A 15,576-nucleotide genomic window follows, 5' to 3' on the forward strand; every position below is an offset into this window, starting at 1 on the left:
CTCGAGGCGTGGCGACCCTGAGCGAGCTCCTGCGTGGGCAGACCGACCTGCCCGACCACGACGTCGAGTGGCTGCACCTGCTCGTGGGCGACTGGCAGCTCGTGGCCGACCTCTCGTTCGCCGACCTGCTGCTGTGGGTGCGCTCGACCAGCGGGCGCTGGGAGGCGGTCGCCCACGTGCGCCCGACGACCGGTCAGCTCGTCTTCGTCGAGGACCAGGTGGGCCGCGTCGCCGACCCGGGGCGCACGTGCGAGCTGCTCGACGAGGCGGCCGCCGAGCAACGCATCCTGCGGGTGCGCCAGGTCGTCGTGCCGCACGAGCACGGGCCCGACCAGTCGGTCCGCGAGGAGTACATCCCCGTGGTCCGCGGGGGGCACGTCGTCGCGGTGCTGACCCGGCACACCCACCTCTGGACGACGCGCACGCCGAGCCGGTTGGAGCTGACGTACCTCGCGACGGCTGACGCCCTGTGCCGCATGATCACCGGCGGCGAGTTCCCGCACAGCGGCGCGCCCACCGGTCTACGGCGGGGCGCACCACGCGTCGGTGATGGCGTCATCCGGCTCGATGTCGACGGCACCGTCACGTATGCCAGCCCGAATGCCGTCTCGGCCCTGCACCGGCTCGGCCACCTCGGTGAGGTGGTCGGTGCGAGCCTGGCGCAGATCGTCACCGACAACGTGCGCGAGTCCTACCCCGTCGACGAGGGCCTGCCGCTCGTGGTCACCGGTCGCCAGCCGTGGCGCACCGAGGTCGTGGCGGGAGGCACCACGGTGTCGATGCGGGCGATCCCGCTGACCGAGGCCGGTCAGCGCTTCGGCGCCATCGTGCTGATGCGGGACGTGGGGGAGCTGCGCCGCCGCGAGCGGGAGCTGATGACCAAGGACGCGACGATCCGCGAGATCCACCACCGGGTCAAGAACAACCTCCAGTCGGTTGCCGCGCTGCTGCGGCTGCAGTCGCGCCGGCTCCCGGAGGGGGAGGCGAAGGTCGCGCTCGCCGAGGCGGAGCGGCGCGTGGGCACGATCGCCATGGTGCACGACCAGCTGAGCCAGGGCTTCGACGAGACCGTCGACTTCGACTCGATCTCCCAGCGCGGCCTCAACGCGGTCGTCGAGGTGTCGGCCAACGGCGCCCCCGTCCACACCGTCACCCGGGGGACGTTCGGTCGGCTGCGGGCCGAGGACGCCACCTCCCTGGCCATGATCATGAGCGAGCTCGTGCAGAACGCCATCGAGCACGGTCTGGGCGACGCCGGGGGGGAGGTGCGCATCAACGTCGAGCGGCTCACGGACGACCGTGGTCAGCCGATGGTCGTGGTCTCGATCGAGGACGACGGCAAGGGCATCGATCCGGCCCGCCGCCCGGGCTCGGGCCTCGGCACGCAGATCGTCCAGTCGCTGGTCGGTGACCTGCAGGGGCGCATCTCGTGGGAGCCGCTGAGCCCCCATGGCACCAGAGCTCGCTTCACGGCCAGCCTGCGCCCGCTCGGCTGACCCGCCGCGCGCACGGGCGTAGGGCGGCTGCGCCGGGTGTGTGCGTGCGGGCAGCCAAAAGCCCGGCGACCGTTGACGGTCACCGGGCTCGCGGTCGGTGGTCGTGCGGGGCCTCAGCCGGCCCGCCGGGCCCTTGCGTTGCGGCGCTTGAGGGCTCGCCGCTCGTCCTCGGAGAGGCCGCCCCAGACGCCGGCATCCTGACCGGTCTCGATGGCCCACTTGAGGCAGGTGTCGATGACCGGACAGGTCCGGCACACTGCCTTCGCCTCCTCGATCTGCAGGATGGCCGGGCCGGTGTTCCCGATGGGGAAGAACAGCTCCGGATCGGCCTCCAGGCAGGCAGCGCGGTCGCGCCAATCCATGGATCGTGCTCCTTCATGTATGTGGGTTCGCACCGACGCCCGGGTGTCGGTCGTGGTGCATGTGCTCGGGCGCCAGCGTCGTTGTCGGAGCCAAGTCATGGTCGTCATGCCACGGGGGATGACCCCCTGACCAACGGAAACGCGCACGAATATGTTCCGTACGCGTTGGAAGCCATGATCCGGTGTGACCAGCGACCGTGTCCGTGTTCAACGCCGTGGGCGAGGACCACACCAAGGATTGAGTCTATCGGCAGACGCCCCCCAGTTCCAGACCCTCGGCCCCCGGACGGGGCGTGCAGCGGGCTCCCCCGGGCCGTCGCCGACCCGTCGGTAGGCTGATGGAGTGACCGAACACAACCCTGCCAGCCGTCAGGTGCGCGGATCCCACCGCGCCGCAGGGCTGCTCACGCTGGTCGAGGCGCTCGTCGTCCTGGCCTTCGTCGTTTTCTACGTCTACGAGATGGTGACGGGCGCCACAGACGACGTGACGCGTGCGGCGACCTCGGGGGCGCTGATCCTCGTCTTCGGGCTCGGACTGCTGGCGCTCGCGCGGGCATGGTGGCGCGCCGCCGGCTGGCCACGCACGCCGACCGTGCTCTGGAACGCCCTCCTGCTGCCGGTGGCGTGGTCGCTGCACGACGCCGGGCGCACTGCCGTGGCGGTTGCCGTTGCGGCCGTCGCCGCGGCGAGCATCGCGGCCGCCGTGTCGGCGCCCGGACGGCGCGGCACGTCCGACGAGCCCGGACGCGAGGGCGACGGGAGCAGCGACCGGGACGTCGTCAGCTGAGCGAGAGCCAGTCGTTCCAGCCGTTGTGCAGCACGAGCCAGGCGATCAGGCCGTAGCCGGCCTGGCCAGGGTGGGAGCGGTCCGGGCTCGCGGCGAGGTCGGCCATCCACTGGTCGTGCGTCGCGAGCGGCCGGTAGCAGTCGACGTAGGTGATGCCACGGCGTGAACAGACGTCGGCCTGGGCTTCCGCCAGGGCCTCGATCTTGCGGTTCAGCTCGTCGTCGAGGGTCGGCGTCAGGCCGACGACGAAGACGCCGATGCCGGCGTTGGTGGCCTCGTCGAGGACGTTCGCGAGGTTGAGCCGGGACCGAGCCATCGTCATGCCGGACAGGACGTCGTTGGCGCCGACGTTGAGCACGAGCCGGCGCTCGGCGCGACCCTTCCACCGTGGGTGGCACTCCGCGCCCCAGCGGGCCACGACGTCTCCCGACGTGTTGCCGCGGACCCCCAGGTTGTAGGCGGTCAGGTCCAGGTCCGGGTGCTGCGTGCGGGCGACGACCCGGCCGACCCAGCCCAGGCCCTTGGGGTCGCCGTAGCCGGCCGTCAGCGAAGCCCCCATGAAGACCATGCCGACGTCGCGCACGCCCTCGGCGACCGTGAACTCCGCGCTGGGGACGTAGTAGGGGTCCTCGGTGGGCGCTGCGCCGGCGGACTCGGCGGCCTCGGCGGGGTGGGCGGGCTCAGCAGCCTGGCCCGCGGCATACCGGCCCGGGGCGTCGCTGCTGAACTGCGTGTGGGACGAGGGGTAGGCGGGGCCGGCGCCGTAGGGCTGCCTCGGTGCATCGGCGGGCGTCTCGGCCCTGTCGCTGTGGTCGCTCACGTGCTCAGTCCTCGTCGTCGTCCAGCCGGGCGAGCCAGGTGGCGAGTCGCTCGACCGGCACCTCGAACTCGGGGTTGAGGTCGACGAACGTGCGCAGCTGCTCGGCGAGCCACCCGAGGGTGACGTCCTCCTCGCCGCGCCGGGCCGCCAGCTCCTCGATGCCCCTGTCGGTGAAGTACACGATGGGAGGTTATCGCGTGCCGGGCCACGGCTCGCGGAGGCGGGCCGAGGAACGGCCGTCGAGCGGCGCGGCACCGCTCCCGGGAAGGCCACCGAGGGCGTATGCCGTCACGCCGCTGACGCACGGAGGGACCCTCCCGGTGTGGCAGGGTCCCTCCGGATGCGCGAGGAGCTGGTGGCGCGGACGCCGCCTCAGCGGCCGAATGCACGCTCCATCAGCTCGGCTTGCTCGACCGCGTGCTTCTTGGACGAGCCGGTGGCCGGCGAGGCAGCCGCCTTGCGGGCCACGACGCGCCACGGACGGGTCTCGCCCAGCTGGGAGAGGTCCTCGTGCAGCCACTGGGCCATGAGCGGCCACGCGCCCTGGTTGCGCGGCTCGTCCTGGACCCACACGAGCTCCGCGCCGGGGTAGTGGGCGGCGGCGTCGACGATCTCCTGCTCGGGGATCGGGTAGAGCTGCTCAACGCGGATGACGGCCGTCGAGGTGTCGCCGCGCTTCGCCCGCTCGGCGTCGAGCTCGTGCACGACCTTGCCGCTCGCGAACAGCACGCGGGTGACGTTCTCGGTGACGCCATCGTGGTCGGCCAGCACCGGCTGGAACCCGTTCTCGGTGAAGGCCTCGACCGGGCTGGCCGCCGCCTTGCTACGGAGCATGGACTTCGGCGTGAAGACCACCAGCGGCGTGCGTGGACGGGCGTACGCCTGACGACGCAGCAGGTGGAAGTAGCTCGCGGCCGTCGACGGGTAGGCGACGGTCATGTTGTTCTCGGCGCACAGCTGCAGGAAGCGCTCGATGCGCGCGGAGCTGTGGTCCGGTCCCTGGCCCTCGTAGCCGTGCGGGAGCAGCAGCACGACCGAGCTGCGCTGGCCCCACTTCTGCTCGGAGCTCGAGATGAACTCGTCGACGATGGTCTGCGCCCCGTTGGCGAAGTCGCCGAACTGCGCCTCCCACACCACGAGGGCGTCGGGACGCTCCACCGAGTAGCCGTACTCGAAGCCCATGGCGGCGTACTCGGACAGCAGGGAGTCGTAGACCCAGAAGCGGGCCTGGCCCTCGCCGAGGTAGAGCAGGGGCGTCCACTCCTCCGCGGTGTCCTTGTCGATGAGCACTGCGTGACGCTGCACGAAGGTGCCCCGTCGGCTGTCCTGGCCGGCGAGGCGCACCGGCGTGCCCTCCTTGAGCAGGGTGCCGAACGCGAGCAGCTCGGCCATCGGCCAGTCGATGCCGCCTCGGTGGACCATCTGGGCGCGCTTGTCCATCAGCTGCTTGAGCTTCGGGTGGATCGTGAAGCCCTCGGGCGGGTTGGTGAACGTCTCGCCGATGTGCACGATCTCGCTTGCCGGGACGCCGGTCTCGGTGGCCGAGCGCACGGGGGCCTCGTCGTCCTGCACCTGCGCCGTCGGACGCTCGAGTCCGGCGTTGTCGGGCGCGTCGGAGTCGCGGTCCCCGACCGGTGCAGGGGTCTCGGCCTGGGCCTTCTTGGCCTCACGGGTCTCGACGAAGACGCGCTCGAGCTGCTGCTGGTAGTCGCGCAGCGCCGCCTCGGCGTCCTCGACCCCGATGTCACCGCGACCGATGAGCGACTCGGTGTACAGCTTGCGGACCGAGCGCTTGGCCTCGATGAGGTTGTACATCAGCGGCTGGGTCATCGACGGGTCGTCGCCCTCGTTGTGACCGCGGCGGCGGTAGCAGACCAGGTCGATGACGACGTCCTTGTTGAACTCCTGGCGGTACTCGTACGCCAGCTCGGCCACCCGGACGCAGGCCTCGGGGTCGTCGCCGTTGACGTGGAAGATCGGCGCCTGGATCATCCGGGCGACGTCCGTGGAGTAGACGGAGGAGCGCGAGCTGCTCGGTGAGGTCGTGAAGCCGACCTGGTTGTTGATCACCACGTGGATGGTGCCGCCGGTGCGGTAGCCGCGCAGCTGCGAGAGGTTGAGCGTCTCGGCCACGACGCCCTGGCCGGCGAACGCCGCGTCGCCGTGCATGAGCACGGGCAGCACGGTGAACGACTTGCCGGCGAGGTTGAGGCGGTCCTGCTTGGCGCGCACGATGCCCTCGAGCACCGGGTTGACCGCCTCGAGGTGCGAGGGGTTCGCGGCCAGGTAGACCTTCGTCTTGCTGCCGTCCTCGGAGACGAACTCGCCCTCGGTGCCGAGGTGGTACTTCACGTCACCCGAGCCCTGAACCGACTTGGGGTCCTGGGTGCCCTCGAACTCGCGGAAGATCTGGCCGTAGGACTTGCCGGCGATGTTGGCCAGCACGTTGAGCCGGCCACGGTGCGGCATACCGATGCAGACCTCGTCGAGGTTCTCGCTCGCGGCGCGGCACAGGATGCGGTCGAGGAGCGCGATGACCGACTCGCCGCCCTCGAGCGAGAAGCGCTTCTGACCGACGAACTTCGTCTGCAGGAACGTCTCGAAGGCCTCGGCCGCGTTGAGCCGGCGCATGATCCGCATCTGCTCGTCGCGGTTGGCCTTCTCGTAGGGGCGCTCGACCTTGTTCTGGATCCACTTGCGCTGATCGGGGTCCTGGATGTGCATGTACTCGATGCCGACGGTGCGGCAGTACGAGTCGCGGAGGATGCCGAGGATCTTGCGCAGCTTCAGGAACGGGTAACCGCCGAAGCCGCCGGTGGCGAAGGTCCGGTCGAGGTCCCAGAGGCTCAGGCCGTGGGTGGTGACGTCGAGGTCATGGTGCCGGCGCTGCTTGTACTCGAGCGGGTCGGTGTCGGCCATCAGGTGGCCGCGCACGCGGTACGCGTGGATGAGCTCCTGCACTCGCGCGACCTTGTTGATGTCGTCGTCGTGCGAGGAGTCGACGTCCTGGATCCAGCGGATCGGCTCGTAGGGGATGCGCAGCGACTCGAAGATCTCGTCGTAGAAGTGGTTGTCGCCGAGCAGCAGCTGGTGGATGATCCGCAGGAAGTCACCGCTCTGGGCGCCCTGGATGATCCGGTGGTCGTAGGTCGAGGTGAGCGTGAGGATCTTGCTCACGGCGTTCCTGTTGAGCGTCTCGTTGCTCGCGCCCTGCCACTCCGCGGGGTAGTCGAGGGCGCCGACGCCGATGATCGCGCCCTGGCCCTGCATGAGCCGCGGCACCGAGTGGACGGTGCCGATGCCGCCCGGGTTGGTGAGGGAGATCGTCGTGCCCTGGAAGTCCTCGACCGTCAGCTTGTTGCTGCGGGCCTTGCGCACGATGTCCTCGTAGGCGGTCCAGAAGTGGACGAAGTCCATCTCCTCGGCGGACTTGATCGACGGCACGACGAGGGTGCGGCTGCCGTCGTCCTTCTGCAGGTCGATGGCGAGGCCGAAGTTCACGTGGGCCGGGCGGACGAGGGCGGGCTTGCCGTTCTTCTCCGTGTAACCGTTGTTCATCTCGGGCATGAGCGCCAGGGCCTTGACCATGGCGTAGCCGATGAGGTGGGTGAAGCTGACCTTGCCGCCACGCGAGCGCGCGAGGTGGTTGTTGACGACGACGCGGTTGTCGATGAGCAACTTGGCGGGAACGGCGCGCACGCTCGTCGCCGTCGGGACGGTGAGGGAGACCTCCATGTTGGCCACGACGCGCGCCGGCGCGCCGCGCAGGGGCGTCACGACGTCCTCGCTGACGGGACCGGTCCCCTTGACGGCGGGGATGTCGCGCGGCTTCGGAGCTTCTGCCGGGGAGTCGCCCTTGGCCTCGGGCGCCTTGGTCTCGGGCGCCTTGGTCTCGGGCGCATTGGTCTCGGGCGCCTTCGCTGCCGGCGCCTCAGCGGCCTTCGTCGGAGCCTTCGGAGCGGCCTGCGGCGCAGGGGCGGCGGCCGGCTTCGTCTCTGCCTTCGTCTCTGCCTTCGTCGCTGCCCTGGCGGGGGAGCCGTTGGCGGTGCCGTTCGCCGTGCCGTTCGTGGTGGGGGTGGTGCCGGCCTGCGGCTTGGTCGCGGTCGCCGCGCGTCCGGAGGCTGCGCTGGTGTCGGCCTCAGCCGGCCGGTAGTCCTCGAAGAAGCCCCACCACGCCTTGTCGACCGACGTCTTGTCGGTCAGGAACTGCTGGTAGAGCTCGTCGACGAGCCATTCGTTCGGCCCGAATGCTGCAATCGGGTCACCGGACGTGGACTGATCGGACACGGCGAATGCGCCTCTTTCGTTTGGCTCGGGTGCGTCGTTGCGTATACAGGGGTCAAGCCTAGACCCGAACCTCGTGATACCGGCCGGGGGCTCGCGTGTCGGGCCCGAGGGGCGACGAGGCGTTCGGCGCCGGTCAGGTGATGTCCGCCCGCAGCGTGCGCCAGGTGCCCAGACCGGCCATGACGGCGGCATACGCCATCAGCACGAACGCGCCGGCCCACCATGAGAGCTGGTCGATCGGCTGCCCGTTGAGACCCCCACCCGTGGACTCCAGCATGGCACTGGTGGCACGGCTCGGCAGGTAGGGGGAGATGCTCTTGCCCCAGTCGGTGAGGGCCAGCACCAGGCTCAGCACGGGTTCGACGATCCAGGCGACGGCGACCGAGATGAGCAGCGCGGCGACCTGGTTGGGGATGAGGATGCCGGCACCGAGCCCGATCAGGGCCCACAGCCCCAGCACCAGCAGGGAGAGGGCGAGGGTGCGCCAGATGGAGGGGTCGGCGAAGGGCGAGACGCCCTTGGAGGTCAGCACGAGCGTGCCGGCGCCCACCGCGCCGGCCAGGGAGAGCACGCCGTACATGGCGCCGATGGCCAGCAGCGACACGACCTTCGCCGCCATGACTCGCCCACGTCGCGGGATCGCGAGGAAGGTCGCGGTGATGGTCTGGTGGCGGTACTCCGAACCGATGGTCAGCACCCCGATGGCGAGGGTGAGCAGGTAGCCGACCTGCAGGCCCCCGGTGAAGACGGCCTTGGTCAGGGCTGCGTCGGTCCGCGGAGCGGCAGCGGCCTGTGGCCCGCGGACGGCGTCGCTGGTGAAGACGAAGGCGAACAGCACGGCGAAGGCCGCCCCGCTGAGCAGCACCGCGATGGCCATGCCCCACCAGAGTCGGGTCGTGAACAGCTTGCGGAGCTCGGCGCGCACGGCGGCGGTCATCGTGGGTCTCCGTCGCGGTCCGGGACGGGAGTCGGTTCCGGTGCTGTGAGCAGGGCCGGGTCGATGGGCGGGCCGCTCGGCGGCGGCAGGTCGACGGGTACGCCGCTCGGCAGCCCGTCCGGCCCCGGTGCGCCGAGGTTGCGGTTGCGGTGCTCGTCGCTCTCGGTGAGGTTGAAGAAGAGCTCCTCGAGGTGCGTCTGCTCGCTGCGCAGCTCGTGGATGGCCACGTCGCTCGCGTGGGCCGTGTCGCCGACGACGGCGAGGTCCTCGGTGGTCACCCTCAGGCCACGTCCGCTCGTGGTGACCGCGAGCCCGCGGCGACGCAGGGCCTCGGAGAGCCGCTCAGGATCCGAGGTGCGGACGTATGCCGTGGGCTCCCCGCGCAGGTCGGCGACGGTGCCCTGGGCGACGCGCCTGCCGTTGGCGATGATGACGACGTCGTCGACGGTCTGCTCGACCTCGCCGAGCATGTGGCTGGAGATGAGCAGCGTGCGGCCCTCGTCGGCGAGGTGGCGCAGGAAGCCGCGCAGCCACCGGATGCCCTCGGGGTCGAGGCCGTTGGCGGGCTCGTCGAGGATGATGACCCGTGGGTCGCCGAGCAGGGCCGCCGCCAGTCCGAGGCGCTGGCGCATGCCCATGGAGTAGCCGCCTGCGCGCTGGCGTGCGGCCGCCGGGATGCCGACGAGCTCGAGCAGCTCGTCGACGCGTGAGTCGGGAACACCGGCCACCGCGGCCTGCACCCTCAGGTGGTTGCGGCCCGTGCGCCCGGGGTGGAAGTTCGTCGCCTCGAGGGCGGAGCCGACGAGCGTCAGCGGGTTGGCGATGTCGGCGTAGCGGCGCCCGTCGATGGTGGCCGTACCGGCAGTCGCCCGGACGAGGCCGAGCAGCATCCGAAGCGTGGTCGTCTTGCCGCTGCCGTTGGGGCCGAGGAACCCGGTGACCCGTCCCGGCTCGACGTCGAAGTCGAGGTGGTCGACGGCGGTGAAGGAGCCGAACCGCTTGGTCAGGCCCCGCACCTCGATGCGCCCGGATGCATCCGGTCCTGCGTTCACCACCTGGCTCCGTCCGTCGCGTCCGCACCGGCCCCCGCCGGACCGTCGTGACGCGCCCACTCAACCACACGGCATACCCGTCCACACGCAGGCGGGGCGAAGAGGTCCGGGCCGCGGGCGGGCCCCGCCGCTCCATATAGTGGGCGGACCATGACCCCCTCTCGCCAGGTCCCGGCGCCGTCCGCCGGCCCGACCGTCCCGACCGGACGGGAGGCCCGTCCGTGACCGAGTGGCTGCTCGTGCTGGGGGCGGTGCTGCTGACGGCGGGCACCGCCGTCTTCGTCGCGGCCGAGTTCTCGCTCGTGGCCCTCGACCGGCCCACGGTCCAGCGCGCCATCGACGAGGGCGACTCGCGCGCCCGGGTCGTGCTCCAGTCGCTCAAGCAGCTCTCCACGCAGCTGTCGGCGGCCCAGGTCGGCATCACCATCACGACGCTGGTCGTCGGCTACCTGGCTCAGCCGTCGATCGGCGTGCTCCTCGCGGGTCCGCTCGAGGAGCTGGGGCTGGGACAGGGCGCGGTCGAGGCGGTCTCCAGCGCCCTCGCTCTCCTGCTCGCGACCGTCTTCTCGATGGTCTTCGGCGAGCTGCTGCCGCAGTTCCTCGGCATCTCGGCCCCCTTGGCGACCGCCAAGGTCGTCGCCGTGCCGGTCCGCTTCTTCGCCGTCCTGTCCAAGCCGCTCATCCTGGTGCTCAACGGCTCGGCCAACGCCTTCCTCCGGTCGCTCGGCATCGAGCCGCAGGAGGAGCTGTCCGGCGCGCGCACGCCGCAGGAGCTCGCGAGCCTGGTGCAGCGGTCGGCCGAGGCGGGGACCCTCGACGTCACGACCGCGCGGATGCTGACGCGCTCGCTCGGCTTCGGCGAGCGGACGGCCGACGACGTCATGACCCCACGGGTGCGGTGCACCGGCATCCATCGGGAGGAGTCGGCCGACGACGTGCTGCGGCTCTCGCGCCGGACGGGACACTCCCGGTTTCCCGTCCTCGGCGACGACTGGGACGACATCGACGGTGTCGTGCACGTCAAGAAGGCGATGGCGGTGCCGCACGAGCGACGCAAGGACGTCCCCGTGTCGGCACTGATGTCCGACCGCCTGGTCGTCCCCGAGACGATCCGGCTCGACCCGCTCCTGCGCCAGCTGCGCGAGGGCGGCTTCCAGATGGCCGTGGTCGTCGACGAGTACGGTGGCACGTCCGGCATCGTGACCCTGGAGGACGTCGTCGAGGAGATCGTCGGCGAGGTCTCCGACGAGCACGACCGCAGCCGCCAGGGCGGTCGTGAGCTGATCGACGGTTCGTGGACCGTGCCCGGGCTCTGGCGCCCCGACGAGGTGCGCGACGCGTTCGGCGCCGAGGTGCCTGACGGGTCCACCTACGAGACGATGGGCGGTTTCGTCATGACGAGCCTCGGCCGGGTGCCGGTCGTGGGGGACGTCGTGCCCGTGCCCGGCTGGCGCATTCACGTCGCGGCGATGGAGGGCCGCCGGGTCGACCGGCTGCGTTTCGTGCCGGACCCCGGCTCGCTGCCCCGTCTGGACGCCGACGAGGAGTCGTCGGACGGCGCGTCGCAGGCTTCCGGGCGTATGCCGTCCGGTGACGGTCAGGGGCAGGAGACGTGAGCGGCGCCTGGGTGTATGTCGTGTCGGTGGTGCTCCTGTTCGGCAACGCTTTCTTCGTCGGGGCGGAGTTCGCAGCCATGGCGGTGCGGCGTTCGACGCTCGAGCCGCTCGCCGACGCCGGGAGCAAGCGCGCCCAGTCGTGCCTGCTGGCTCTGGAGCGGCTGGGGTCGATGCTGGCCACGGCGCAGCTCGGCATCACCGTCTGCTCGGTCGGGCTCGGTGCGCTCGCGGAGGCGGCGCTGCACCACCTCCTGGAGCCCGTCTTCCACACCTGGGGGCTCTCCGACGCCTGGGCCAGCGGAGTGGCCCTGGCCCTGGCCCTGCTCATCGTGTCGTACCTGCACGTCGTGGTCGGCGAGATGATCCCGAAGAACCTCGCCATCGCCGGACCCGACCGGGCTGCCCTGCTGCTCGTGCCACCGCTCTTCCTCATCGCCAGCGCGCTGCGCCCGATCGTGCACGCCATGGAGGCCGTGGCCAAGGGGCTGGTACGGCTCTTCCGGGTCGAGCCCAAGGACGAGATCACCTCGGCGTTCACGGTCGAGGAGGTCGCCCACATCGTGGGGGAGTCCCGCCGTGAGGGACTCATCGAGGAGGAGCGGCACGGGCTGGTCGCCAAGACGCTGGAGTTCTCCGACAAGCGGGCTCACGAGGTGGCGGTCGACGTCGCCTCGCTGACCACCGTGGAGCTCGGCGCGACCCCGGCGGACATCGAGCGACTGGTGGCCAGGCACGGGTTCTCGCGCTACCCCGTGCGCGACGCGGCCGGTGAGATCGCGGGCTACATCCACCTCAAGGACGTGCTCTACGCCGACGACGAGCGCCACGAGCAGCCGATCCCGCCCAAGCGGATCCGGCGGCTGGCCACGGTGCGCGAGGACGACGACGTGGAGGACGTGCTCGCCACGATGCAGCTGACCGGCACGCACCTGGCGCGGGTCATCGACGCCGACGCGGCGGTGACGGGCATCGTCTTCCTCGAGGACGTGCTGGAGGAGCTGGTCGGCGAGGTCACCGACACGACCCAGCGCTGAGGCCGCGACCGCGACGTGTCAGCGGGCCTGGCGGCCCAACCACTCGAGGTATGCCGTCCCGCGCGGTGACAGCTCGTAGCCGACGTCGTGGCTGAGGGTGAGACCCAGGGCCTTGAGCTTGCGGATGTCGGTCTTCATCGGCAGCAGCTCGACCCCGCGCAACGCCGCGAGCTCCTTCGAGACCACGCGGGGGTTCTCGCGGATCCACTCGAGGATGTCGCGGGTCCACGGTCCCGTCCCGCGGGCGTCGAGCCGAGCCAGCCCGGCCGCGATCGCGTCCAGCTCGTCGTCGCCCGGGACGTCCTCGCGCAGGGCTATCCGAGGGTCCTCGCCGGCCCAGCTCAGCCGGACGCGATACACCGTGTCCCCGCCGCGGCCACCCCGCGCGGACGGCTTGCGGGTCGAGGGAGCCAGGAACTTCTGGAGGGCGGCGAGGTCCTTGACGCCCGCCTTGCGCGCGTCGCGCTCCGTGAGGCGGCTCGGGTCGCGCACGACACTCACACCGTCGAACCTCACGAGCCCGGCCGACGTCAGGTGCACGCCGCCGACCTTGACCCTGGGCATGTCCCAACGGCGGAAGGCCTGGGTGACGGTGCCCGCGCGGATCGCCTCGGCGACGGGCTTGGAGATCAGCACGTCGCCATCGTGGCACGAAAGAGGGCCGACCTGCTGGGCGCTTCGCGCCCATCACGTCGGCCCTTCGTCCGTTGGTGCCCCCGGCAGGATTCGAACCTGCGCTCCCGCCTCCGGAGGGCGGTGCTCTATCCCCTGAGCTACGGGGGCGGCACGCACTTTCGTGCGCCCGGTGAGATTAGCAGCAGTGCGCCGCGAATGCTGAATGGGGCGGCGCTCGTGGACCTCCTCCCGGCACCTGGAGCCGGAGGAGCTCCTCGAGGTGAGTGCTTCGTGCCCCTCTAGCCCCTTCTAGACTCTGGCGCATGACGCCGGAGCAGCTGCGCGCCCTCCTCCTGGGGGTGGCCGCACAGGCGGTGGAGGCCGGCGAGCTGCCTGCCCCGGTCCTGGACGGGCCCCCCGGGGGACCGCTGTTCCGCCCCACCGACGCCCGGGGCGCGGGGGTCGTCGCCGACTGGGTGACGCCTGTCGCGCAGCGCTGGGGACCGCAGGTCGACCTCGAGCCGCGAGAGCTGGCCAGGCTGCTGGCGCAGGGCCTGACCCTCCTCGAGCGGGTCGCCGCGGTGGAGGTCGCGCCGAGCGGGTTGATCGCGATCACCCTCGAGGACGACGCGCGCTCGGACATCGTCGCCCTTGTCCTGGAGAGCCAGGACACCTATGCCTTCCCGCCGGGGGAGAGCTACCGCGACATCGAGGAGCAGCCCGGCAGCCGGCCACCTGACGACCCCGTGCGGACCGCCCAGCTGGCCCACGCCCGGCTGTGCCGGATCATCCGCAACGCCGAGGCGACGGGCGTCGAGCGCCGGCCGTCCACCCGGCTCGCGGAGCTCGTCCACGTGGCCGAGCGCCAGCTGCTCGTCGCCATCGCGGACCTGCCGCAGCGGCTCGAGACGCACGCCGGCGACGAGGCGCAGCAGCGTCGCGCCGTGACCGACCTCGCCGCCCTCGCGGACCAGTGGGACCACCCGGCGCGGCCCACCGTCGTCGGCGCCTCGGTGGAGTCCGTCCACGGCGCCCGGCTGCTCCTCGCGGACGTCGTCCGAGTCGTCTTGCGCAATGGACTGTCGCGCTTGGGGGCGGCAGCCCCGGAGAGGATGTAGCCATGCGCGCACACGAAGCCGGAGCGCTGCACGCCGAGGGCTATCGCGGCCCCACGTGGCTCCAGCACCCCGCCGACGTCAACGCCCTCGTCCCGTCCCTCTGGGCGTCGTCGGTGACCCGCTCGGACGACGGCGTCCTCACCGTCGGAGGGGTCAGTGTCACCGAGCTCGCCCGCGAGTTCGGCACACCGGCATACGTCATCGACGAGGACGACTTCCGCTCTCGCGCAAGGGAGTTCAAGCAGACGTATGCCGAGGTGTTCGGCAGCGTGTCAGGTGGGGCCGACGTGTTCTACGCCGGCAAGGCCTTCCTGTGCACCGAGGTCGCGCGGTGGGTGAACGACGAGGGCCTGCACCTCGACGTGTGCACCGGCGGTGAGCTCGCCGTCGCCAAGCGCGCCGGGGTGCCCGGCGAGCGAATCGGCTTCCACGGCAACAACAAGAGCGTGGCCGAGATCCGCGACGCCCTCGACTACGGCGTGAGCCGCATCGTCATCGACTCCCTCCAGGAGATCGAGCGCGTGGCCGAGGTGGCGGCCGAGCTCGGGGTGGTCGCGCCCGTCCTCATCCGGGTCACAGTCGGGGTCGAGGCCCACACCCACGAGTTCATCGCCACCGCCCACGAGGACCAGAAGTTCGGCCTGTCGCTCTCCGGCGGACACGCCCTGGAGGCCGCCCGACGGATCCTCGACAAGCCGGAGTCGCTGCGGCTGCTCGGGCTGCACAGCCACATCGGCTCGCAGATCTTCGACACCGCGGGGTTCGAGGTCTCGGCCCGGCGCATCGTGGGCCTGCACACCCAGATCGCGCGGGAGCTCGGCGCCGAGCTGCCCGAGCTCGACCTCGGCGGCGGCTTCGGCATCGCCTACACGACGGAGCACGACCCCCTCCCGCCGAAGCGCCTCGCGGCCGGCATGGCCGAGATCATCGCGCGGGAGTGCCGCGCCGAGCAGGTCGCCGTGCCTCGGATCTCCGTCGAGCCAGGTCGCGCCATCGCCGGACCCAGCACCTTCACGCTCTACGAGGTCGGCACGGTCAAGGCGGTCGACCTCGACGGCGGGGCCGAGCGTGTCTACGTCTCCGTCGACGGCGGCATGAGCGACAACGTCCGCACCGCCCTCTACGACGCCGACTACTCGTGCACGCTGGCGAGCCGCGCCTCGGGCGCCGACCCCGTCCTCGCCCGCGTCGTCGGTCGGCACTGTGAGAGCGGCGACATCGTCGTCAAGGACGAGTTCCTGCCGGCCGACGTCGGGGCCGGTGACCTCATCGCCGTGCCCGGCACGGGCGCCTACTGCCGCTCGCTCTCGAGCCAGTACAACCACACGCCGCGGCCCCCGGTCGTCGCAGTGCGCGACGGCGCCGCGCGGGTCATCGTGCGGCGCGAGACGATCGACGACCTGCTGTCCCTCGACGTCTGATGGGCGCCGCAGATCCTGCGACGCCCATGTC

13 protein-coding genes and 1 tRNA gene are annotated in these 15,576 nt (G+C 71.3%); 6 read left to right on the forward strand and 8 right to left on the reverse strand.

The annotated features are described in order from the left end of the window. The first annotated feature begins 8 nt into the window (after positions 1 to 8). Positions 9 to 1,496, forward strand: coding sequence for a sensor histidine kinase (locus tag AC3WRT_RS00500; RefSeq protein WP_492717837.1), 1,488 nt, complete (start codon positions 9 to 11; stop codon positions 1,494 to 1,496). A gap of 113 nt (positions 1,497 to 1,609) precedes the next feature. Here the strand turns inward: AC3WRT_RS00500 and AC3WRT_RS00505 are convergent, their stop codons facing one another. Beyond that, on the reverse strand, positions 1,610 to 1,858 hold the full coding sequence (locus AC3WRT_RS00505) for a WhiB family transcriptional regulator (RefSeq protein WP_366273055.1): 249 nt from the start codon (positions 1,856 to 1,858) through the stop codon (positions 1,610 to 1,612). A gap of 343 nt (positions 1,859 to 2,201) precedes the next feature. Here AC3WRT_RS00505 and AC3WRT_RS00510 point away from each other — a divergent pair, with 343 nt between their 5' ends. Beyond that, positions 2,202 to 2,645, forward strand: a complete 444-nt coding sequence (locus AC3WRT_RS00510; protein ID WP_492717840.1) for a hypothetical protein — start codon at positions 2,202 to 2,204, stop codon at positions 2,643 to 2,645. On the opposite strand, the gene AC3WRT_RS00515 is transcribed toward AC3WRT_RS00510, so the two are convergent. The 5 genes from AC3WRT_RS00515 to AC3WRT_RS00535 form a co-directional block, all read right to left on the reverse strand. Next, entirely contained in the window at positions 2,638 to 3,465 is an 828-nt protein-coding gene (locus tag AC3WRT_RS00515; RefSeq protein WP_492717842.1) for a GDSL-type esterase/lipase family protein, read from the reverse strand. The two genes, AC3WRT_RS00510 and AC3WRT_RS00515, sit on opposite strands and share 8 nt — an antisense overlap. 4 nt (positions 3,466 to 3,469) lie before the next feature. Continuing rightward, positions 3,470 to 3,646 (reverse strand): DUF6104 family protein, encoded by a 177-nt coding sequence (locus AC3WRT_RS00520; RefSeq protein ID WP_492717844.1) that lies wholly within the window; start codon positions 3,644 to 3,646, stop codon positions 3,470 to 3,472. Positions 3,647 to 3,837: 191 nt separating this feature from the next. After that, a complete protein-coding gene (locus tag AC3WRT_RS00525) occupies positions 3,838 to 7,752 on the reverse strand; it encodes a multifunctional oxoglutarate decarboxylase/oxoglutarate dehydrogenase thiamine pyrophosphate-binding subunit/dihydrolipoyllysine-residue succinyltransferase subunit (protein ID WP_492717846.1) in 3,915 nt (1,304 codons plus the stop codon). 133 nt (positions 7,753 to 7,885) lie between these two features. Then, positions 7,886 to 8,689, reverse strand: coding sequence for an ABC transporter permease (locus AC3WRT_RS00530; RefSeq protein WP_492717848.1), 804 nt, complete (start codon positions 8,687 to 8,689; stop codon positions 7,886 to 7,888). Then, positions 8,686 to 9,741, reverse strand: a complete 1,056-nt coding sequence (locus AC3WRT_RS00535; protein WP_492717850.1) for an ABC transporter ATP-binding protein — start codon at positions 9,739 to 9,741, stop codon at positions 8,686 to 8,688. Before AC3WRT_RS00535 ends, AC3WRT_RS00530 begins: the two co-directional genes overlap by 4 nt. A 221-nt stretch (positions 9,742 to 9,962) precedes the next feature. Here AC3WRT_RS00535 and AC3WRT_RS00540 point away from each other — a divergent pair, with 221 nt between their 5' ends. Further along, the gene (locus AC3WRT_RS00540; RefSeq protein WP_492717852.1) at positions 9,963 to 11,357 is read left to right on the forward strand and encodes a hemolysin family protein; all 1,395 of its coding nucleotides are present in this window, start codon (positions 9,963 to 9,965) and stop codon (positions 11,355 to 11,357) included. After that, complete coding sequence (locus AC3WRT_RS00545; RefSeq protein WP_492717854.1) at positions 11,354 to 12,391, forward strand: hemolysin family protein; 1,038 nt, start codon at positions 11,354 to 11,356, stop codon at positions 12,389 to 12,391. Before AC3WRT_RS00540 ends, AC3WRT_RS00545 begins: the two co-directional genes overlap by 4 nt. An 18-nt stretch (positions 12,392 to 12,409) precedes the next feature. Here the strand turns inward: AC3WRT_RS00545 and AC3WRT_RS00550 are convergent, their stop codons facing one another. Both AC3WRT_RS00550 and AC3WRT_RS00555 read right to left on the reverse strand, forming a co-directional pair. Continuing rightward, entirely contained in the window at positions 12,410 to 13,027 is a 618-nt protein-coding gene (locus tag AC3WRT_RS00550; protein ID WP_492717856.1) for an ASCH domain-containing protein, read from the reverse strand. A 72-nt stretch (positions 13,028 to 13,099) separates the two neighbouring features. Next, positions 13,100 to 13,174 (reverse strand) — tRNA-Arg (locus tag AC3WRT_RS00555). A gap of 155 nt (positions 13,175 to 13,329) precedes the next feature. On the opposite strand from AC3WRT_RS00555, the gene AC3WRT_RS00560 reads away from it, so the two are divergent. Both AC3WRT_RS00560 and lysA read left to right on the forward strand, forming a co-directional pair. Beyond that, positions 13,330 to 14,124 (forward strand): DALR anticodon-binding domain-containing protein, encoded by a 795-nt coding sequence (locus AC3WRT_RS00560; protein ID WP_492717858.1) that lies wholly within the window; start codon positions 13,330 to 13,332, stop codon positions 14,122 to 14,124. A gap of 2 nt (positions 14,125 to 14,126) precedes the next feature. Continuing rightward, complete coding sequence (gene lysA, locus AC3WRT_RS00565; RefSeq protein ID WP_492717860.1) at positions 14,127 to 15,545, forward strand: diaminopimelate decarboxylase; 1,419 nt, start codon at positions 14,127 to 14,129, stop codon at positions 15,543 to 15,545. The last annotated feature ends 31 nt before the right edge of the window (positions 15,546 to 15,576 follow it).

The sequence above is a fragment of the Terrabacter sp. FW104-15G4B genome (assembly GCF_058790095.1).

What these genes read in the sequence shown, in the direction of transcription:
- lysA (WP_492717860.1), top strand. Translation starts at nt 14,127, where the DNA reads ATGCGCGCACACGAAGCCGGAGCGCTGCACGCCGAGGGCTATCGCGGC.
- AC3WRT_RS00505 (WP_366273055.1), bottom strand. Translation starts at nt 1,858, where the DNA reads ATGGATTGGCGCGACCGCGCTGCCTGCCTGGAGGCCGATCCGGAGCTG.
- AC3WRT_RS00530 (WP_492717848.1), bottom strand. Translation starts at nt 8,689, where the DNA reads ATGACCGCCGCCGTGCGCGCCGAGCTCCGCAAGCTGTTCACGACCCGA.
- AC3WRT_RS00560 (WP_492717858.1), top strand. Translation starts at nt 13,330, where the DNA reads ATGACGCCGGAGCAGCTGCGCGCCCTCCTCCTGGGGGTGGCCGCACAG.